19 protein-coding genes are annotated in these 18,906 nt (G+C 62.4%); 10 read left to right on the top strand and 9 right to left on the bottom strand.

Translation table 11 applies throughout. The annotated features are described in order from the left end of the window. The first annotated feature begins 126 nt into the window (after positions 1–126). From GWK36_RS00675 to icd, 3 genes are all read left to right on the top strand, one after another. Entirely contained in the window at positions 127–1,407 is a 1,281-nt protein-coding gene (locus tag GWK36_RS00675; protein ID WP_166269213.1) for an HlyC/CorC family transporter, read from the top strand. Further along, a complete protein-coding gene (locus GWK36_RS00670) occupies positions 1,400–2,950 on the top strand; it encodes an AmpG family muropeptide MFS transporter (protein ID WP_166269211.1) in 1,551 nt (516 codons plus the stop codon). The genes GWK36_RS00675 and GWK36_RS00670 overlap by 8 nt, the downstream gene beginning before the upstream one ends. An 80-nt stretch (positions 2,951–3,030) precedes the next feature. Next, positions 3,031–4,293 (top strand): NADP-dependent isocitrate dehydrogenase, encoded by a 1,263-nt coding sequence (icd, locus tag GWK36_RS00665; RefSeq protein ID WP_166269210.1) that lies wholly within the window; start codon positions 3,031–3,033, stop codon positions 4,291–4,293. Positions 4,294–4,326: 33 nt separating this feature from the next. Here icd and GWK36_RS00660 read toward each other — a convergent pair whose 3' ends face one another. After that, positions 4,327–4,551, bottom strand: a complete 225-nt coding sequence (locus GWK36_RS00660; protein ID WP_166269208.1) for a cold-shock protein — start codon at positions 4,549–4,551, stop codon at positions 4,327–4,329. 293 nt (positions 4,552–4,844) lie between these two features. Here GWK36_RS00660 and clpS point away from each other — a divergent pair, with 293 nt between their 5' ends. The 7 genes from clpS to GWK36_RS00625 all read left to right on the top strand — a co-directional run bounded on the left by clpS (position 4,845) and on the right by GWK36_RS00625 (position 11,444). Then, on the top strand, positions 4,845–5,168 hold the full coding sequence (gene clpS / locus GWK36_RS00655) for an ATP-dependent Clp protease adapter ClpS (protein WP_166269206.1): 324 nt from the start codon (positions 4,845–4,847) through the stop codon (positions 5,166–5,168). A 56-nt stretch (positions 5,169–5,224) separates the two neighbouring features. Then, on the top strand, positions 5,225–7,516 hold the full coding sequence (gene clpA, locus GWK36_RS00650; RefSeq protein WP_166269204.1) for an ATP-dependent Clp protease ATP-binding subunit ClpA: 2,292 nt from the start codon (positions 5,225–5,227) through the stop codon (positions 7,514–7,516). A gap of 237 nt (positions 7,517–7,753) precedes the next feature. Next, positions 7,754–8,077 (top strand): MTH1187 family thiamine-binding protein, encoded by a 324-nt coding sequence (locus GWK36_RS00645; protein ID WP_166269202.1) that lies wholly within the window; start codon positions 7,754–7,756, stop codon positions 8,075–8,077. Beyond that, the gene (locus tag GWK36_RS00640) at positions 8,074–8,910 is read left to right on the top strand and encodes a metallophosphoesterase family protein (RefSeq protein WP_166269201.1); all 837 of its coding nucleotides are present in this window, start codon (positions 8,074–8,076) and stop codon (positions 8,908–8,910) included. The genes GWK36_RS00645 and GWK36_RS00640 overlap by 4 nt, the downstream gene beginning before the upstream one ends. Before the next feature lie 9 nt (positions 8,911–8,919). Beyond that, entirely contained in the window at positions 8,920–9,792 is an 873-nt protein-coding gene (gene hslO, locus GWK36_RS00635; protein ID WP_166272278.1) for an Hsp33 family molecular chaperone HslO, read from the top strand. After that, positions 9,789–11,036 (top strand): NupC/NupG family nucleoside CNT transporter, encoded by a 1,248-nt coding sequence (locus tag GWK36_RS00630; protein ID WP_166269199.1) that lies wholly within the window; start codon positions 9,789–9,791, stop codon positions 11,034–11,036. The genes hslO and GWK36_RS00630 overlap by 4 nt, the downstream gene beginning before the upstream one ends. Before the next feature lie 69 nt (positions 11,037–11,105). Further along, on the top strand, positions 11,106–11,444 hold the full coding sequence (locus GWK36_RS00625) for a TusE/DsrC/DsvC family sulfur relay protein (protein WP_166269197.1): 339 nt from the start codon (positions 11,106–11,108) through the stop codon (positions 11,442–11,444). 208 nt (positions 11,445–11,652) lie between these two features. On the opposite strand, the gene dcd is transcribed toward GWK36_RS00625, so the two are convergent. The 8 genes from dcd to tldD form a co-directional block, all read right to left on the bottom strand. Further along, entirely contained in the window at positions 11,653–12,219 is a 567-nt protein-coding gene (gene dcd, locus GWK36_RS00620) for a dCTP deaminase (RefSeq protein WP_166269195.1), read from the bottom strand. A 115-nt stretch (positions 12,220–12,334) separates the two neighbouring features. After that, positions 12,335–13,336: a UDP-glucose 4-epimerase GalE gene (gene galE, locus GWK36_RS00615; RefSeq protein WP_166269193.1), complete on the bottom strand. Its 1,002-nt coding sequence runs from the start codon at positions 13,334–13,336 to the stop codon at positions 12,335–12,337. Between the two features lie 12 nt (positions 13,337–13,348). After that, complete coding sequence (locus tag GWK36_RS00610; RefSeq protein WP_166269191.1) at positions 13,349–13,780, bottom strand: protein YgfX; 432 nt, start codon at positions 13,778–13,780, stop codon at positions 13,349–13,351. Between the two features lie 3 nt (positions 13,781–13,783). Further along, positions 13,784–14,092: an FAD assembly factor SdhE gene (locus GWK36_RS00605; protein ID WP_166269189.1), complete on the bottom strand. Its 309-nt coding sequence runs from the start codon at positions 14,090–14,092 to the stop codon at positions 13,784–13,786. Between the two features lie 5 nt (positions 14,093–14,097). Continuing rightward, complete coding sequence (locus GWK36_RS00600; RefSeq protein WP_166269187.1) at positions 14,098–14,808, bottom strand: succinate dehydrogenase iron-sulfur subunit; 711 nt, start codon at positions 14,806–14,808, stop codon at positions 14,098–14,100. Beyond that, on the bottom strand, positions 14,805–15,788 hold the full coding sequence (locus tag GWK36_RS00595) for a GDP-L-fucose synthase family protein (protein ID WP_166269185.1): 984 nt from the start codon (positions 15,786–15,788) through the stop codon (positions 14,805–14,807). The genes GWK36_RS00600 and GWK36_RS00595 overlap by 4 nt, the downstream gene beginning before the upstream one ends. A 230-nt stretch (positions 15,789–16,018) precedes the next feature. Then, positions 16,019–17,407: a metalloprotease PmbA gene (gene pmbA / locus GWK36_RS00590; protein WP_166269183.1), complete on the bottom strand. Its 1,389-nt coding sequence runs from the start codon at positions 17,405–17,407 to the stop codon at positions 16,019–16,021. A gap of 2 nt (positions 17,408–17,409) precedes the next feature. Beyond that, entirely contained in the window at positions 17,410–18,888 is a 1,479-nt protein-coding gene (gene tldD / locus GWK36_RS00585; protein WP_166269181.1) for a metalloprotease TldD, read from the bottom strand. Positions 18,889–18,906: the final 18 nt, after the last annotated feature.

The raw sequence follows: 18,906 nt of genomic DNA, 5'->3' as shown, positions 1-18,906 counted from the left end.
GAAACAGACGGTCCGTGTCTCAGTCGCAAAGTTGCAAACCGGCACTCGGGCAAAAGCCACTTGTGGGCCATGCCAACCCATCACTAGAATGGCCCATCGGCCGCAAGGCCATGCGTCGGATCCTCCGTGAACGAATCTTCGCTCGCTGGCCCTTTACTCGCCCTCCTGGTCCTGATCGCCCTCTCGGGTTTTTTTTCGGGCTCAGAGACCGCGCTCCTCACCTTCAACCGCTATCGGTTGAAACATCTCGCCGAGCGCGGACATCGTGGGGCCCATCTCGCCCAACGCCTGATCGAGCGCCCCGACCGGTTGATCGGTCTGATCCTGCTCGGCAATAACTTTGTCAATATCATGGCCTCGTCGCTGGCGACGGTGATCGCCATTGAGGTTGGCGGCGAGGCAGTGATCGGGATCGCTGCCGGCCTCCTGACGCTCGTGATCCTGATCTTTTCCGAGGTCGCACCCAAGACCTATGCCACGCTGCACCCCGAGCGCCTGGCCTTTGCCGCGGCCTATGTCTATACCCCCCTATTAAAGCTGCTCTATCCGATCGTCTGGCTGGTCAATCTCTTCGCCAACAGCCTCTTACGTCTGGCAGGGGTGATCCACCAGGGTGCCCCGCCGACCGACCTCAGCCGCGAGGAGCTGCGCACCGTCGTCAGTGAGGCGGGGGCGATGATCCCCGAACGCAGCCGCTCGATGCTGCTCGCCATCCTGGATCTCGAAAACGCGACCGTCGAGGACATCATGATCCCCCGCCATGAGATCGAGGGGATCAATCTCGAGGACAGCGAGGATGAGATCATCCAAACCCTGCGGCTGACTAGCTATACCCGCCTGCCGCTCTATGAGGGCAGCATCGATAATGTCATCGGCCTCCTCCATGCCCGCAATGCCTTACATGTCTTGTTGAACCATGGACTGAACAAGGAGGCGCTGCGCGCCATCGCCCGCGAGCCCTATTTCGTCCCCGAGGGGACCAGGCTCTATCAGCAGATGCTCAATTTTCAGCGGGCGCGCCAACAGATCGGTCTAGTGGTTGATGAATACGGCGACATCCAGGGGCTGATCACTATGACCGATCTCTTGGAGGAGATCGTCGGTGAGTTTACAACCGATCCCGCTGATCGCATCTCTGAGATCCATCGCGCCGAGGATGGGAGCGCCCTGGTCGATGCGGCGATCAGCGTGCGCGAGCTCAATCGCGCCCTCCATCTCGATCTGCCGACCGATGGACCCAAGACGCTCAACGGCTGGCTTCTGGAGTATCTCGAGACCATCCCTGAGCCGGGGACCAGCATTCGGGTGGGGGATCATGCCCTAGAGGTCGTCCAGACGGCGGACAGCGGGGTGAAGACGGTCAAGATCGTTCCCCTGACCACTCCCCCCCAGCAGGTCCATGACTGAGGGCGTCAGGGCCCAGAGGGCGACCCTGGTGCCAGGGTGCTGGTGGGGCGAGCTGCTCGACTGGCGTCTCGTCGGCATATTCCTGCTCGGCTTTTCCGCGGGGCTGCCCTTTCTGTTGATCTTTTCCTCGCTGTCGCTGTGGCTGCGCGAGGCGGGGATCGAGCGCAGTGCAATCACCCTGTTCAGTTGGGCAGCGCTTGGGTATTCGTTTAAGTTTGTCTGGGCGCCCCTGATCGATACCCTGCCCCTGCCCTATCTCAGCGCGCGCCTGGGGCGGCGGCGGGCGTGGCTGCTGACCGCCCAGATCGCGATCATTGCCGCGATCGTGCTGATGGCGCTCACCGATCCCGCCGCCGGGGAGGGCCACTTGCTCAGGATGGCGATCGGCTCCGTGCTGCTCGGCTTTTCTGCCGCGACCCAAGACATCGCCATCGATGCCTATCGGATCGAATCGGCACCGCCCAGGCTGCAGGCGCTGATGTCCTCGAGCTATATCGCGGGATACCGGGTGGGGATGCTGGTCTCGGGTGCCGGTGCCCTTTTCCTGGCCGCGGCCTTTGGCTCAGAGCTCAATGCCTACAGCTATCCAGCCTGGCGTCTGACCTATCTGATCATGGCCGGGCTGATGGGCATCGGTGTGGTTACGACGACCCTGGTCATCCGCGAACCCGAGGTCTCCCAGGGCCTCGTCTCCCAAGGTGTGCGCGAGCACTTGCGGTTGGTGCTGATCTTTGGGGCAGCGATCGCCGCCTTTGCCAGCGGATTTTGGGGTGGCGGGATATTGCTCGATGGGATCAGGCCCGCCTTCGCTGTCCCATGGCTGGTCGGTGTCGCCTTTGAGGGGTTGCGCCTGCTTGCCGGTTTGAGCAGCGCGCTTTTGGCTGCCTGGCTCTTGGTGCGAGTGGGGGTGGCCGAGCGATCTATGCTCAAGCGCATCTGGATCGCGCCGGTCTTGGATTTCTTTAGGCGCTATGGCCTCAAAACTGCCCTGCTGCTCTTGGCCTTGATCGGACTGTATCGCATCTCGGACATCTTGCTTGGCGTCATCGCCAATGTCTTTTATCAAGATCTGGGGTTCAGCAAGCCGCAGATCGCGACCGCGGTCAAGACCTTCGGGGTCTTCGTCGGGATCGCCGGCGGGGTATTGGGGGGGATCCTGGCTGCGCGCTATGGAGTCTGGCGGATCCTGATGGCCGGCGCGATCCTGTCGGCAGCGACCAATTTGATCTTCATCGCCCTGGCCCAGATGGGCCCGGAGCTTGGGTTGTTATATCTCGCCGTGGGCGCGGACAATCTGGCGGGGGGGCTCGCCGGCGCTGCCTTTGTCGCCTTTTTGTCCAGCCTGACCAATGTCTCGTTTACCGCGATGCAATATGCCATCTTCAGCTCGCTGATGACCTTCATCCCCAAGCTCATCGGCGGCTATACCGGCGCCATGGTCGATGGGCTGGGGTATCCGGCCTTCTTTGTTTTTACCGCGCTTGCGGGGTTACCCGTCATCGCCCTGATCTGGGGGGCGGGACGTCTGCTCGCGACCAAATAGCCGAGTGGGATAGGCGCTGCATACTCGACCCTCATCTCGGGTGATAGCATGAAGCCTTTGGATTGAACGGAGAGTTATCGATGCACTACGCCAAGATCCAGGTCCCAACCCAAGGAGAACCCATCCAGGTCGCTGCAGACGGCTCGCTTGCGGTCCCAGACCGCCCGATCATCCCTTTCATCGAGGGCGACGGCATCGGCATCGACATCACCCCTGTCATGCGCCGCGTGGTCGATGCCGCGGTCGAGAAGGCCTACGACGGCCAGCGCCAGATCCAGTGGATGGAGGTCTATGCTGGGGAAAAGGCGACCCGCGTCTATGGCCCGGATGTCTGGCTGCCCGATGAGACACTGGATGCCGTCAAGCGCTTCCTGGCCTCGATCAAGGGACCGCTTACCACCCCGGTCGGCGGCGGGATCCGCTCGCTCAATGTCACCCTGCGCCAGGAGCTGGATCTCTATGTCTGTCTCAGGCCAGTGCGCTACTTCAAGGGAACGCCGAGCCCACTGAAGGAGCCCGAGCATACCGACATGGTGATCTTTCGCGAAAACTCCGAAGACATCTATGCCGGGATCGAATGGCCGGCAGGCTCAGAGGGGGCACGCAAGGTCATCGACTTTTTGCAGCGCGAGATGGGGGTAACCAAGATCCGTTTCCCCCAAACCTCCGGCATTGGGGTGAAGCCGGTCTCGCAAGAGGGAACCGAGCGCCTGGTGCGCAAGGCGATCCAGTATGCCATCGACAATGATCGCGCCTCGGTGACCCTGGTGCATAAGGGCAACATCATGAAGTTCACCGAGGGGGCCTTCCGCGACTGGGGCTATGCCCTGGCCAAACGCGAGTTTGGGGCGACCGAGATCGACGGCAGTCCTTGGTGCGCCTTCAAGAATCCCAAGACCGGGCGCGAGATCGTCATCAAGGACGCCATCGCCGATGCCTTCTTGCAGCAGATCCTACTGCGCCCCAAGGACTATGATGTGATCGCCACCCTCAACCTCAACGGCGACTATATCTCGGATGCACTGGCCGCCCAGGTGGGGGGGATCGGCATGGCACCGGGTGCCAATCTCTCGGATACCGTGGCGATGTTTGAGGCCACCCACGGCACGGCACCGAAATATGCCGGCAAGGACCAGGTCAATCCCGGGTCATTGATCCTGTCTGCCGAAATGATGCTGCGTCACCTGGGTTGGGTCGAGGCCGCTGATCTGATCATTCAGGGTATGGAGGGGGCCATCGCCGCCAAAACCGTGACCTATGACCTGCATCGGCTCATGGAGGGGGCAACTAAGCTGAGTTGTTCGGAATTTGGATCGGCGGTGATTGCCCAGATGCCGTCATAAGACCCGCGCCCAGCAAGGACGCGGGGCGTGGATTCAACGCGCAGGTATAGAGTCAGTCAGCCGATGGACATGGACGGCATGTAGACCCTTGGGCCCTTCACTGAGCTCGAACTCGACCTTTTGCCCTTCGCGCAAGGTCTTATAGCCCTCCATCTCGATCGCCGAGAAATGGACGAAGACGTCTTCATCCAGACCATCGGGTTGCACGAACCCATAGCCCTTGGCATTGTTAAACCACTTCACCACTCCCGTCACCATCGTGCGACTCCTCTGATGAGATACCCCTTTTGGTTGGTTAGGTCACACCCGCTCATGCAACGAGCGGTTTGTCATTGTCATGAATGACGCCGTTTCTGCCAGCCAGGCCCGAAACGACGCAGGCCTAGTATAGTGACTTGATTTCTATGAGCAAATGTGCATTGTTTAACCCAACTGCGCGGCCCCATCTTCTCCTAGCCGGTCAGCGCTATCGCATAGGTCGGGACTAAGGGGTGGGTTCAACGTGCATGCGCCGTCAAGCGTGGCTTTTATCTTGATGAGAGTTTGGCATCATGAGCAATCGGCGACTCGGCGAGGAGCGCGAATCGGGTCTGGGGGTGCAGGAGGCACGTCCCAAGCTGCGCCGCCCGCCTTTTTATAAGGTGTTTTTGTTGAATGATGACTACACCCCCATGGATTTCGTCGTCGAGGTCCTTGAGACCTTTTTTGGGATGAGCCGGGAACGGGCGACCCAGGTCATGCTGCATGTGCACACCCGGGGGGTTGGGGTCTGCGGTGTCTTTACCAAAGAGATCGCGGAGACGAAGGTGGCGCAGGTCAACGACTATGCGCGCGGCCACCAGCATCCCCTGCTCTGTACCATGGAAGAGGCCTAGGATCGCAAGTTATCGCACAATCCGCCCGTCGTTTAATCAACCCTGGGTACAGGCCGATGCTGAGCAAAGAACTCGAATACACCTTAAACCGGGCCTTCCGCGAGGCACGCGCCAAGCATCACGAGTACATCACCGTAGAGCATATGCTCCTATCGCTGCTCAGCGATCCCAGTGCTGCGCGGGTGCTGCGGGCCTGCGGTGCCGATTCCGAGCGGCTGCGGCGCGAGATCACAGCCTTCATCGACGAGACCACACCGCGCATCCCGCCCAATGAGGACCGGGATACGCAGCCGACCCTAGGGTTTCAGCGCGTCCTCCAGCGCGCCGTTTTCCATGTGCAATCGGCGGGCAAAAAGGAGGTCACCGGCGCCAATCTCTTGGTCGCCATCTTCAGCGAACAGGATTCACAGGCAGTCTATTTCTTGCATCAGCAGGACATCACCCGCCTAGATGTCGTGAATTACATCTCGCATGGGATCTCCAAGGTCCCAGGCGAAAACCAACCCGAGGAGAACCCCGCGGCGGAACAAGATGAGGCGCGCGCTGAGGAGCGGGAAAATACCAGTCCGCTGGAGAGCTTTGCCACCAATCTCAATGAGCTGGCGCGCATCGGTCGTATCGACCCGCTGATCGGACGCACGCGCGAGATCGAGCGTACCATCCAGATCCTGTGCCGGCGGCGCAAAAATAATCCGTTGTTCGTCGGTGAGGCAGGGGTTGGCAAGACGGCGATCGCCGAGGGGCTGGCGAAAAAGATCGTCGATGACGAGGTCCCAGAGGTCTTGGCCAATGCCGTGATCTATGCCCTGGATCTCGGCGGTCTGGTGGCGGGGACCAAGTATCGCGGCGATTTTGAAAAACGCCTGAAATCTGTGCTCGCCCAGCTCAAGCGCCAACCCAATGCCATCCTGTTCATCGACGAGATCCATACCCTGATCGGCGCAGGCGCCGCCTCGGGCGGTGTCATGGACGCCTCCAACCTGATCAAGCCAGTCTTGGCTTCGGGCGAACTTAGATGCATCGGCTCGACCACCTATCAGGAATACCGCGGGATCTTTGAAAAGGACCGGGCGCTCGCCCGCCGCTTCCAGAAGATCGACATCGAGGAGCCCTCGGTCGAAGAGACCATCGAGATCCTCAAGGGTCTGAAATCCCGCTTCGAATTGCATCATCAGGTCAGTTATACACAGCCGGCGCTGCGCGCGGCAGCTGAGCTCTCGGCCCGCTATATCAATGACCGGCATCTGCCCGACAAGGCGATCGACGTCATCGATGAGGCCGGCGCCGCCGTTCAGCTCCTGCCTGCCTCCAAGCGCAAAAAGCGCATCGATATCGCCGACGTCGAGGCGATCGTCGCTAAGATTGCCCGCATCCCGCCCAAGCGGGTCTCGCTGTCGGATGCCGAGGCGCTCAAAAACCTCGATCGCGACCTCAAGATGGTGGTCTTTGGCCAGGACGAGGCGATCGAGGTCTTGACCTCCGCCATCCGCATGAACCGGGCGGGCTTGGGGCATCTCGAAAAGCCCATCGGCTCCTTCCTGTTTACCGGACCGACCGGCGTGGGCAAGACCGAGGTCACCCGCCAGCTCGCCCGGATCCTGGGGATGGAGCTTCTGCGCTTCGACATGTCCGAATACATGGAGCGTCATACGGTCTCGCGTCTGATCGGCGCACCGCCCGGCTATGTGGGTTTCGATCAGGGCGGGCTGCTCACCGAGGCGATCAATAAACACACGCATGCGGTGCTCCTGCTCGATGAGATCGAAAAGGCGCATCCGGATGTCTTCAACCTGCTCTTACAGGTCATGGATCATGGGACGCTCACCGACAACAACGGGCGCAAGGCCGATTTCCGCAATGTGGTCCTGGTCATGACCACCAATGCCGGGGCCGAGGAGATCTCGCGCCGCTCGATCGGCTTTACTGAACAGGATCACTCGACCGATGGTCTAGAGGCGCTTAAGCGTTATTTCACACCTGAGTTTCGCAACCGGCTCGATGCCGTCGTCCAATTCAAACCCTTAAGCCCTGAGACCATCCTGAATGTCGTCAACAAGTTCATCTTCGAGCTCGAACAGCAGCTCGAAGAGAAAAAGGTGGCACTCCTGGTCGATCAGGACGTCCGGCAGTGGCTTGCCGATACCGGCTATGACCCCAAGATGGGCGCCCGCCCCATGGCGCGGGTCATCCAGCAGCACATCAAAAGGCCGCTGGCCAGTGAGCTCTTGTTCGGCGAGCTGGTCAACGGCGGACGGGTGCGTCTCCTGATGCGCGATGGCCGCCTGGCATTCGAGATCAACGGGCAGCTGCGCGACCTCAAGGAGGCCGCAGAAGACTTGAGCGTCTAAGGCGGTCTTGGGGCCGGGCGCAGCCGGGTCTTACTGGATCATTCGCTACCCCTTGGTATCGATCCAGGCAGCACCCTGCCCCCAGCTCGGGATGCCTTGGGGTGTGCGCCCGGTCTTGGTGGGCTCTCATGTTATCCTCTATACACCCCTGCATGGCGTGCGCCCGGCCTCACATGACGACTGGAATCAGCCTGAGGGCCGTGGGTTTGGGCGGCGCGGTCGCTTGGAGCCCGATCCATGTCCGTGATCCTTGACCTAAGCCTCTTTCCCCTCGATCAGGGCGTCAGCCTCAGCCGCTTTGTCGCACCTGTGATCGCGATGATCCAGGAGACCGGCCTTCCCCATCATCTCTCGCCGATGGGCACTCAAGTGGAGACCGAGACCCTCCCCGAAGCCCTTGCCCTGATCGAGCGGGCCCAAACGATCCTAGCCGACATGGGCGCCAAACGGGTCTATGCCGTGGCCAAGTTCGACATCCGCGAGGGACCTCCGGGCCGATTGACCAGCAAGATCGAGTCAGTGCGCGCTCGGCTCGATGCACCGCCTGCGGATGGCCCATGAAGGTCATCGTCTTTTCAGATGTCCAGGGCAATCTGCCAGCGTTTGAGGCAGCCATCGAGTTGATCCTCGGCTGGGGCCCGGACCTGGTGATCATGGCCGGCGATCTGATCAATCGCGGACCTAGCAGCCTGGCCTGTCTCGAACGCTTCGACACCCTGCGAGGCGCGCACGGCTGGTTGCCGGTCCGCGGCAATCACGAGGTTTGGGTCCAGCGCTGTGGACGCGAGCCGCCCCGCAATGGGCTCGAGGCCGAGATGCGCCGTTTCGCCGACTGGACCTATCAACAGATCCAACCGCGGCTCGATGCCCTGCAAGGCTGGCCGGATCATCTGTGTTTCCATGCCGCCACTGAGCAGAGCTGGGTACATGTCACGCACGGCACCATGCTCAGCAATCGCGAGGGGATCACCGCCGATCTGCCGGACGAGACGCTGCGCGGGACCCTGCCGCCTGACCTGGCGCTCTTCGTCACCGCTCATACCCATCGCCCCTTGGCGCGGGTGCTCGACGGGCTTCCCATCCTCAATGTCGGCTCGGTCGGCTCGCCCTTCGATGGCGATCCGCGCGGAAGCCTGGCCCAGCTCAGCTTTAGCCGCGGTGCCTGGCAATGGGAGATCCGGCGCTTTGCCTATGACCGCACCCAGGCCGAGCGCGATTTCTGGGACCTCGGGTTCATCGACCAGGGCGGTCCCATCGCGCGCATCCTGTTCGAAGAATGGCGGCAAGCGCGGTTGTTGATGCCCTTATGGCGGCGCGATTTCGAACCGGCGGTCCTAGACGGCGCATTGGCCCTGGAACCGGCGGTCGATACATTCTTGGCGACCCTTGCATGAGGTTCGATGATGAACGATTCGGACATCCTGGCGCGATTCGTGTTTGAACAGGCGGGCATCCGCGGCAATCTGGTGCATCTGGATGCAAGCTGGCGCGCAGTCCAACAGATCCATCCCTATCCTGGACCAGTGGCCGAACGTCTGGGCGAGGCGCTGGCGGCGGTTGCCTTGCTCGCGGCCACCATCAAGTTCAATGGCTCCTTGATCCTCCAGGTCCAGGGCTCGGGTCCCATCCGCACCCTGGTCGCCCAGTCCACCCACGCCTGCACCCTGCGCGGCTTGGCGCGCTGGGAGGGCGAGATCCCCGCTGGCGGTGACCTGGCGGCTCAGTTCGGGAGCGGACACCTGGTACTCACCATCGATCAGGGCCGCGGCCAGCCCTACCAGGGCGTGGTGCCCCTGCTGGGGATAGGATTCAGCGAATCCCTTGCCCATTATTTCGCCCATTCCGAACAGATCCCCACCCGTTTCTGGCTTGCCGCCACTGCCGAACGCGCTGCTGGATTGCTCTTGCAGCGCCTACCCGAGGGCGGGGCGAGCGATGAGGACTGGCAGCGCTTGGGGCTTCTCAGCGCTACCCTCACGCCTGCCGAGCTGATCAAGCTACCCACCGAGACCCTGCTCCACCGGCTCTTTCATGAAGAGAGGATAAGGCTGTTTGAGCCCGAGCCGGTTGCATTCCGCTGTAGCTGCTCGCGTACCCGGATCGCCGAGATGCTTCGCCTGCTCGATGCCGATGAGGTTCGAGCGGTGCTCGCCGAACAGGGGGCTGTCGAGATCATCTGCGAGTTTTGCAACCGGCAGTATCGCTTTGACCCCGTGGATATCCATCAGCTCCTTGCCGGCATGCCCCATCATGAACCGCCGGCGATCCACCAATGACCAGCCTGCAACCCCTACTCGGGCTAGCCGTTCTCCTGGCCGTCGCCTGGCTATTGAGCGAAAACCGCCGCGGCGTGCGCTGGCGCCTGGTGCTGGCGGGGATCGGGCTGCAATTCATCCTGGCCTTGACGCTGCTCAAGCTCCCAGGGGTCAAGGACGCCTTTCTCATCCTCAACCAAGCAGTGCTCGCCCTCCAGACCGCGACCCAGGCGGGTACCGAGCTGGTGTTCGGCTATCTGGGCGGCGGGGCTGCACCCTTCGAGACCCGCTATCCGCACAACAGCTTTGTCTTGGCCTTCCGCGCCCTGCCCCTGATCCTGGTGATCAGCGCCCTCTCGGCCCTGTTGTTCCATTGGCGGGTCCTGCCGGTCATCGTGCGCGCCTTCGCCTGGCTGCTGCGCCACACCCTGGGGACGGGTGGACCCCTGGGACTGGCAGCCGCCGCCAATGTCTTCGTCGGCATGACCGAGGCGCCGCTGTTGATCCGCCCTTATGTGCCTCATCTCTCGCGCGCTGCCCTCTTCGGGGTCATGGCCTGCGGCATGGCAACCATCGCCGGCACCGTGATGGTGCTCTATGCCAGCCTGCTCAAGGACAGCGTCCCCGATGCCCTGGGCCATATCCTGACCGCCTCCCTGATCAATGCGCCTGGGGCCCTGGTCATCGCCGGCATCCTCATCCCCGAACCCCAAGGACAGGCGCCTGAACCCCTTGCACGCATCGAACGCACGGCACACAGCGCCATGGATGCCATCGCGCGCGGCACCCTTGAGGCGATCCCGCTGTGGCTCAATATCATCGCCATGCTGATTGTCATGGTGACCTTGGTCAGCCTGGTCAACCAGGCATTGGGCCTCTTGCCAGCAGTGGGCGGCGAGCCAGTGACGGCACAGCGTCTGCTTGGCTGGGTGATCGCGCCGGTCATGTGGCTGATCGGCATCCCCTGGTCCGAGGCCAAGATCGCCGGTGCGCTCATGGGGATCAAGACCGTCCTCAACGAGCTGGTCGCCTATCTGGAGCTCGCCAAGCTGGGCCCAGAGGTCTTGAGCGAGCGCAGCCGGATCATCCTGATCTATGCACTGTGCGGTTTTGCCAATCTCGGGAGTCTGGGGATCTTGATCGGCGGGCTGGGGGCGCTCGCCCCCGAGCGTCGCCCCGAGATCGTCGCCTTGGGATTGAAATCGATCCTCGCCGGCACGCTCGCCACCTTGCTGACGGGGGCGATCGTGGCGGTTTTGCTCTAGGTTGGGTTCGCTTTGCGCCCAACAGCCCTTCATCAATCAACTGCCAACGACAGACGAGGAGTTGTACGTATGGCCATCGAGGTCAATGGTCGGACGATCGAAACCACTGAAAATGGCTATCTGGTGAACTATCTAGACTGGGATGAAGACGTCGCGCGCAAGCTCGCCGAGATCGAAGGGATCGAATTGACCGACAAACATTGGGACGTGATCAACTACCTGCGCGACGAATATATCAACCACAACCAAAACCAGCCAATGGAACGGGTGGTCCTAAAACACATGAGCGAGGTCTGGGGGACCAAGCTCACCAGTAAGGACCTCTATCAGCTCTTCCCCTTAGCCCCGACCAAACAGGGGACCAAGATCGCGGGCCTGCCGGCGGTCAAGCGTAAGGGCGGTTATTGAGCGGGGGTGCGGGCAAAATGCCCGCATCCCCCTCCAAGGGCCCTTTAGGATATGCCAATCCTGCGCTCGCCACTGGATGCGCACCAGCAGACGGACAGCAAAATACAGGAAGGAAACGCCGGTCGATGCCCATGACACCGCCGACAGCCAGTATCCAGTGGATTGCAGCTTGCACCGGAATGAGGGGCAGGATTTACCGAGCGTTTCCTCAGGGCCGCGGTAAGGTTACCCCCCGCTGCCCCTGATATTTACCTCCGCGATCCTTATACGAGACTTCACAGACCTCATCGGATTCCAAGAACAGGATCTGAGCGATGCCCTCATGGGCATAGACTTTAGCAGGAAGCGGGGTGGTATTGGAAATCTCCAAGGTAATATGCCCCTCCCATTCAGGCTCCAAGGGGGTCACATTGACGATGATCCCGCAGCGGGCAAAGGTCGATTTACCCATGCAGATGCAGAGCACATTGCGCGGGATGCGGAAATATTCCACCGTATGCGCCAGGGCAAATGAATTGGGTGGGATGATACAGACATCGGCCTTGAGATCCACAAAGCTATTCGGATCAAAGGCCTTGGGATCGACGATCACCGAATTGATATTGGTGAAGATCTTAAACTCATCGGCGCAGCGCACATCATAGCCATAGCTCGAGGTGCCGTAGGAGATCACCCGCCCCTTCTTGGTCTCACGGACCTGATTGGGCTCAAAGGGCTCGATCATCCGGTGCTCGATAGCCATACGCTGGATCCAGCGGTCTGATTTGATCGACATTGTATAGTGAAGCTCCCAAAGATTTTCGTGATCAGCGCGCATTACAAAACCCTACGGGGGGAGCGCAATCTGAATGTAAAACTACCCACATGAAGCAGGATACGCGGTGCTTAACCTACCCCAATTCATCTGGATTTTGCATCCACCAGCGCCAGGCATCAGCGATCATCCGGTCGAGGTCGGCCTGCGGCACCCAGCCGAGTACGAGCCGCGCCTGGGTGGAGTCAGCGACACAGCAAGCGACGTCGCCTGTACGCCTTGCGGCATAGTCATAAGGGATCGCGCAACCCGTTACCCGGGTAAAGGCCGTGATTACCTCAAGCACGCTATAACCCCGCCCCCTCCCCAGGTTGCAACAGATCATCCCCTCACCTGACTGGAGCCGCTCTAGGCTCAGACGATAGGCGCGCGCGAGGTCCTGGACATGGACATAGTCGCGCACCGCGGTGCCGTCGGGGGTGGGATAATCGTTCCCCAAGATCAACAGCCGCTCACGCCGGCCGAGGGCCACCTGGGCGATCTGAGCGATAAGGCTCGTCGCCTTGGGGTCCTCGCCGATGTACCCGCTCGGGTGGGCGCCTGCAGGGTTGAAGATTCTGAGGAGCGCGATGCGCCAACTCGGGTCGGCGCGCTGAAGGTCTTTAAGGATCATCTCGCCAAACCAGGCGCAGCGGCCTTGGGGATGGATCGGTTGGGGTGCGCGATCCTCGCGGAGCGGCCCCCCCGCCTCGCCATAGACCGTCGCTGATGAGGTCAGGATCAGGGTGCGCACCCCCCAGGCCGCCATCGCCTCGCAGAGGGTCAAGAGCCCCTGCAGGGCGTTGCCATAGTGCGCCAACGGCTGGGCGAGTGCATCGGCGATCGCGTCTAGACCCGTGCACAGGATCACGGCATCGAACCGCCCTTGGCCGAAGATCAGGTCCAGGGTCTCGCGCTCGCGCAGATCGCCCTCGAAGAACCCCAGCCCCTGATGGGTGATCTCGCCCGCCCGGCGCAAGAGCTCCTCCTGCCCGCGGCTTAGATTGTCGAGCACCAGGACCTGGCACCCCGACTGCAAGAGCTCTACACAGACATGGCTGCCGAGATAGCCGGCACCACCCACAAGCAGAACCCGCATCGCTTATACCCCTTACCTCATACCACAACGGAGGCGCAAACGCTGACGCAGGCGGCGTAGGGTGTCAACCTCCAGGACGTCGGCGGTCAGGACCAGGGTGCGCCGCCGGCGCCCTGTGATAAAGACCAGTGAGACCCAGTGCAGGCCGATGAAACTCGCGGGCGCAAGCTGGGCTGCAAGCATCCGCCCATCGGCGAGCCTTAAGCTCCAGGTACCGTCGGCGTTCCAGGTCGCCGCGCGGATCGACCAGGGGGCGCGGCGCAGGACGTCCGCCCAGAGTGTCTTACCAAGGCTCAAGAGCACCACCAGGGCCATTTGCCAGCCGCCGAGCGGCAGTGCAAGGCTCACCGCCGCCGCCAGGAGATGAGTGAGACAGGCAAAGAGCAAGAGGAGACGCGAGGGACGGGGCTCGAGGATCAGGGGTGGATCAGTGGGGCGATCCATCGTCTAGGGGTCTGCAGGCGGGGGCAGAACCGAGACCTCGGCGAGGATGCGCGCAATCAGCGCCCGCCGTTGAGGATCGCAAGGCAGGCTGCGCCCGAAGAACCAGTCGTTCAACCGCTGATCGTCCTCGGCGAGCAAGGCGGTGAAGGCCTGTCGTTCGGCAGGAGACAGGCGCTCAAAGCCCGTATCGAGAAAGCCACCAAGCAGATGTTCGAGCTCAAGCAACCCGCGCCGACAGCTCCAGCGCAGGCGGCGCTTTTCTTCCTCGTCGATCGCCGATGAGCCAGACAGGTGCGCGGTTGCGTGATCCATCCAGCTTAAAATCCCCGTTCGATCATCAGCGCCTTGATGTGTCCGATGGCGCGGGTCGGGTTCAACCCCTTGGGACAGACCTCCACACAGTTCATGATCCCGCGACAGCGAAAGAGGCGGTAGGGCCCGTCGAGGTCATCCAGACGTTCGTCGGTCGCCTGATCGCGGCTGTCGGCCAGAAAACGCCAGACCTGGAGGAGTGCTGCCGGCCCGCGAAAGCGCTCGGGGTTCCACCAAAATGACGGACAGGCGGTGGTGCAACAGGCGCAGAGGATGCATTCATACAGCCCATCGAGACGCGCCCGCTCCGCAGGTGTCTGTAAGAGCTCATGCTCGGGCAGCGGGTCCTTGCGCGTGAGATAAGGCATGATCGCCCGATAATGGGCATAGAACTGGCTCATGTCCACCACGAGGTCGCGGATCACCGGGAGCCCAGGCAGCGGGCGCACCTGGATCGGGGTCTCGAGCCCGTTGACCGGGGTGATACAGGCCAGGCGATTGCGCCCATTGACATTGACCGCATCCGAACCACAGACGCCCTCACCGCAGGAGTGGCGAAAGCTGAATGACTCATCCTGCGCCTTGATCGCCAACAAGGCATCGCGCAGCATCATGCCTGGATAGGGCGCAACCTCATATGCCTGCATGCGCGGGCATTGGTCCTGCTCTAGGTTGTAGCGATAGACCTGGAGTTTGAGTACGGCAGGCTCGTTCATCGGGCACTGCCCTGGATCTTGGCCTGGTGAGCCAGATACCAGGCATAGGTCTGGGCCAGGCCCTCGCGCAGACCGATCCGCGGCTGCCAGCCCAATTCATAAAGACGCCGGCTGTCGATCTGTTTGCGCGGCGGCCCCTCAGGCCGCGCCGGATCGAAGCGGATCGCACCGGTAAAGCCCACGATCTCGCCGATCAGGGCGGCTAAATCGGCGATCGCGATGTCCTCACCGCTGCCGACATTGAGATGCGAACAGCGCGGCGAGGTCGCAGCGCGATAGACGGCAGGAGGCAGATCCATGACGAACAGACAGGCGGCGGCCAGGTCATCGACATGCAAAAACTCGCGGCGCACCTGCCCGCTGCCCCAGACCACGACCTCGGGCCGGCCTTCGGCTTTGGCCTCGTGGAACTTGCGGATCAAAGCGGGGATGACATGACTGGTGTTTAGATCAAAGTTGTCGCCTGGCCCATAGAGGTTGGTGGGCATCAGGCTGCGAAAGTCGGTCCCGTACTGGCGGTTGTAGGACTCGCAGAGCTTGATGCCGGCGATCTTGGCGATGGCGTAGGGCTCGTTGGTCGGCTCCAGCGGGCCGCTGAGCAAGGCCTCCTCGCGCAGCGGCTGGAGCGCCTGGGGCGGATAGATGCACGAACTGCCGAGAAAGAGCAGGCGCTCGACCCCATGCCGCCAGGCAGCGTGGACGACATGGGCGGTGATCATCAGGTTCTGATAAATGAACTCGGCGGGATAGGTGTCATTGGCCAGGATGCCGCCGACCTTGGCCGCCGCCAGATAGACCCGATAGGGGGGTTCGCTGGCGAAGAAACGCTCGACCGCTGCCTGATCCGTGAGATCCAATTCGGCATGGGTGCGGGTCAAGACATCCGAAACGCCCTGACGCGCCAGGGCGCGCAGGATGGCGGAGCCCACCAGCCCGCGATGCCCGGCGACATAGACAGGGCCTAGCCCTTCATGGGTCATCGCTCATAACCCCGATTCACTGGTGTGGAAACGCTGAGGCAAGAGGAGAGCATTGCTTTTCCCCACCTACCTGCTGGCAAGCCAGACACCGGCTTTCGCCAGTGTGATGAGAATATACAGATGCCGAGCCATCATTCCAGCCCAACCCATCATTCAGCCATCAACTGGGCTTGCATTGGCGTCAGCCGATGCCGTCCGGCGTAAGCCGCAATCCATATATTGCGCTCCACTCAATTCTCTCCGGCGATGGTCATCCGCTCGATCAGCCAAGAACCGGTGCGGGTGCTGCCGGGGATGTCATCATCACTGCCGACCGCCACCAGGCGCTCGAACATCTCCTTGAGATTGCCGGCGATGGTGATCTCTTCTACCGGATATTGGATCTCGCCGTTCTCGACCCAAAACCCGGCGGCTCCGCGCGAATAATCGCCGGTGACCAGGTTCACCCCCTGACCGATAAGCTCGGTGACCAGCAGACCCCGCCCCAGCTCGCGCAGCAGCGCCGGGCGATCTAGGCCGGCGGGGGCCACGCCCGCGCCTGTCGGGCGAACGGGCGTGGGCTCGATCCGTAGATTGCGCACCCCGCCGGCATTGCCTGTGGTCGGCAGACCCAGGCGACAGCCCGCATAGGTATCCAGGACATAGGTCGCAAGCACCCCGTCGCGCACCAGGTCTTTGGGGGCCGTGGCCACGCCCTCGCCATCATAGGGCGCGCTGCTCAAACCGCGCGGCAGGTGCGGCTGTTCATGGATACGCATCCAGGCCGGAAAGATCGGCTGGCCGAGATGATCGAGCAGGAAGCTAGCGTGGCGATAGAGGTTATGCCCGTTGATCGCCGAGACTAGATGGCGTGCTAGACCCGTGGCCACCTCGGCGCTGAAGAGCACCGGGGCCTCGCAGGTCTTCAGGCGTCTGGCGCCGAGCCGGGCCAGGGCGCGCTCTGCAGCCCGCCGCCCCACTGCCTCCGGCGCCACCAGATCCCCGGCGGCGCGGGCCGTCGTCCACCAGTCATCGCGCTGCATCTCCTCGCCGGACTGGGCGATAACGGCGCAACTGAGGCCGTAGCGGGTGGTCGGATAGCCGCCGATGAAGCCCAGGCTGTTACCTGAGACATGCAGATGGCGCTGGAGCGATAGGCTCGCGCCCTCCGAGTTGACGATCCGGGAGTCCAGGGTCAGGGCTGCATCCTCGCAGACGCGCGCCTGCTCAATGGCCTCATCGACGGCAAGCGGCCAGGAATGATAGAGGTCTAGGTCTGGAACCTTCTGGGCCAGGCGCTCTACAGGCGGGAGCTGGGCGCAAGGGTCCTCTTGGGTGTGCTGGGCGATGGCGCGCGCGGCAGCGACCGTCGCGCGGATGGCCGCAGGGCTGACGTCCGAGGTGCTGGCCGAGCCCTGGCGGTGTCCGAAATACAGGGTTACGCTCAGGCCCCGGTCGCGGGTGTGCTCGATGGTCTCGACGGCGCCGAGCCGCACCCTGACCTCGAGCCCGGTGCGGATACCGACCGAGGCCTCGGCGGCGCTTGCCCCCTGGCGCTGCGCCTCCTGGAGCAGGTCCTCGATGACCTGATGCAGATGGGCCAGCTCCTGAGCGGTCTCTGGGGTGGTCAGGATCGGCATGATCAATCCCCCAATGACAGATCGCTGGTCACAGGCCGCCCCTTGGCCCGGGTCCCGCCGACGGTGAGCCCATCGATGCGCAAGGTCGGCTGGCCCACCCCGACCGGTACGCTCTGTCCCTCCTTGCCGCAGGTCCCCACACCCTCATCGAGCCTGAGATCATAGCCGATCATGCTGACGCGGGTGAGGACCTCTGGACCATGACCGATGAGAGTGGCGTCCTTGACCGGGCAGACCAGGCGCCCCCTCTCGATTAGATAGGACTCGCTGGCCGAAAAGACGAACTTGCCAGAGGTGATATCGACCTGGCCACCGCCGAAATTGACCGCATACAGACCGCGGTCTACCGAGGCGATGATTTCCTCGGGGTCATGAGTGCCGGCGAGCATATAGGTATTGGTCATGCGCGGCATCGGTAGATGGGCGTATGACTCACGCCGTCCGTTGCCGGTCGGGGATGCCCCCATCAGCCGGGCATTGAGCTTGTCTTGCAGATAGCCGCAGAGGATGCCGTCCTCGATCAAGACGGTGCACTGGCTGGGCGTCCCCTCATCGTCGATATTGAGCGACCCGCGCCGTCCTGCCAGGCTGCCATCATCGACCACGGTGACGCCTGGGGACGCGACCCGCTGGCCAATGCGTCCGGCAAAGGCCGAACTGCCCTTGCGGTTGAAATCGCCTTCCAACCCATGCCCCACCGCCTCATGGAGCAGCACCCCAGGCCAGCCAGGCCCCAAGACCACCGTCATGGTCCCCGCTGGGGCGGGGCACGCCTCAAGATTCACCAGCGCCAGGCGCACTGCCTCGCGGGCAAAGCCCAGCCCCCGCTCGCCTTCGAGCAGATAGCTGAGATCAGCGCGGGCCCCGCCGCCGCTCGTCCCCTGCTCGCGCCGGCCATTGTGCTCGGCGATCACATTGACATTCAGGCGCACTAGGGGACGCACATCGGCTGCCAGGGTACCATCCGCAGCCAGGATCAGTACCGTATCCTGGACCGCCACCAGGCTGACGGTGACCTCGCGCACCCTGGGGTCAGTGCGGCGCGCCTCGGCATCGATCCGCTGCAAGAGCACGACTTTGTCGGCATCGTCGAGGCTGAGGATCGGGTCGAGCGGGGCATAGAGCGAACGCCCGCGGATGGGCTGGACATGGACGCGCCTGCTCTGACCCTGGGCAGCGATTGCACGCGCCGTTTGGGCTGCTTCTATGAGCGCCGGCAGGCTTAGTTCATCCGAATAGGCAAAGCCGGTCGCCTCGCCGGCGATCGCCCGCAGACCGGCGCCCTGCTCGATATGGAAGGCGCCGTCCTTGATGATCCCATCCTCCAGGACCCAGGATTGCAAGCGGCTGTACTGAAAATAGATGTCTGCCGAATCGACCGATGCGGCGGTCAATTCGGACAACAGGCGGTCGAGGTCCACCTCAGTCAGGCCCGCGGGTTCGAGAAGATTGGCGCGGGCAATGGTCATTGGGTCATTCATATCGGATAGTTTGCTCGT

Source organism: Caldichromatium japonicum (assembly GCF_011290485.1).
GTDB classification, from domain to species: Bacteria; Pseudomonadota; Gammaproteobacteria; order Chromatiales; family Chromatiaceae; genus Thermochromatium; species Thermochromatium japonicum.
This window is presented reverse-complemented; position numbering and strand designations above follow the sequence as displayed.

Coding starts and splice junctions, on each gene's coding strand:
- GWK36_RS00660 (WP_166269208.1), bottom strand. CDS start 4,551: ATGGTGACGGGAGTGGTGAAGTGGTTTAACAATGCCAAGGGCTATGGG.
- GWK36_RS00600 (WP_166269187.1), bottom strand. CDS start 14,808: ATGAACGAGCCTGCCGTACTCAAACTCCAGGTCTATCGCTACAACCTA.
- GWK36_RS00670 (WP_166269211.1), top strand. CDS start 1,400: ATGACTGAGGGCGTCAGGGCCCAGAGGGCGACCCTGGTGCCAGGGTGC.
- galE (WP_166269193.1), bottom strand. CDS start 13,336: ATGCGGGTTCTGCTTGTGGGTGGTGCCGGCTATCTCGGCAGCCATGTC.
- hslO (WP_166272278.1), top strand. CDS start 8,920: ATGAACGATTCGGACATCCTGGCGCGATTCGTGTTTGAACAGGCGGGC.
- icd (WP_166269210.1), top strand. CDS start 3,031: ATGCACTACGCCAAGATCCAGGTCCCAACCCAAGGAGAACCCATCCAG.
- tldD (WP_166269181.1), bottom strand. CDS start 18,888: ATGAATGACCCAATGACCATTGCCCGCGCCAATCTTCTCGAACCCGCG.
- GWK36_RS00595 (WP_166269185.1), bottom strand. CDS start 15,788: ATGACCCATGAAGGGCTAGGCCCTGTCTATGTCGCCGGGCATCGCGGG.
- GWK36_RS00645 (WP_166269202.1), top strand. CDS start 7,754: ATGTCCGTGATCCTTGACCTAAGCCTCTTTCCCCTCGATCAGGGCGTC.
- GWK36_RS00630 (WP_166269199.1), top strand. CDS start 9,789: ATGACCAGCCTGCAACCCCTACTCGGGCTAGCCGTTCTCCTGGCCGTC.
- dcd (WP_166269195.1), bottom strand. CDS start 12,219: ATGTCGATCAAATCAGACCGCTGGATCCAGCGTATGGCTATCGAGCAC.
- clpS (WP_166269206.1), top strand. CDS start 4,845: ATGAGCAATCGGCGACTCGGCGAGGAGCGCGAATCGGGTCTGGGGGTG.
- GWK36_RS00640 (WP_166269201.1), top strand. CDS start 8,074: ATGAAGGTCATCGTCTTTTCAGATGTCCAGGGCAATCTGCCAGCGTTT.
- GWK36_RS00625 (WP_166269197.1), top strand. CDS start 11,106: ATGGCCATCGAGGTCAATGGTCGGACGATCGAAACCACTGAAAATGGC.
- GWK36_RS00610 (WP_166269191.1), bottom strand. CDS start 13,780: ATGGATCGCCCCACTGATCCACCCCTGATCCTCGAGCCCCGTCCCTCG.
- GWK36_RS00605 (WP_166269189.1), bottom strand. CDS start 14,092: ATGGATCACGCAACCGCGCACCTGTCTGGCTCATCGGCGATCGACGAG.
- clpA (WP_166269204.1), top strand. CDS start 5,225: ATGCTGAGCAAAGAACTCGAATACACCTTAAACCGGGCCTTCCGCGAG.
- pmbA (WP_166269183.1), bottom strand. CDS start 17,407: ATGCCGATCCTGACCACCCCAGAGACCGCTCAGGAGCTGGCCCATCTG.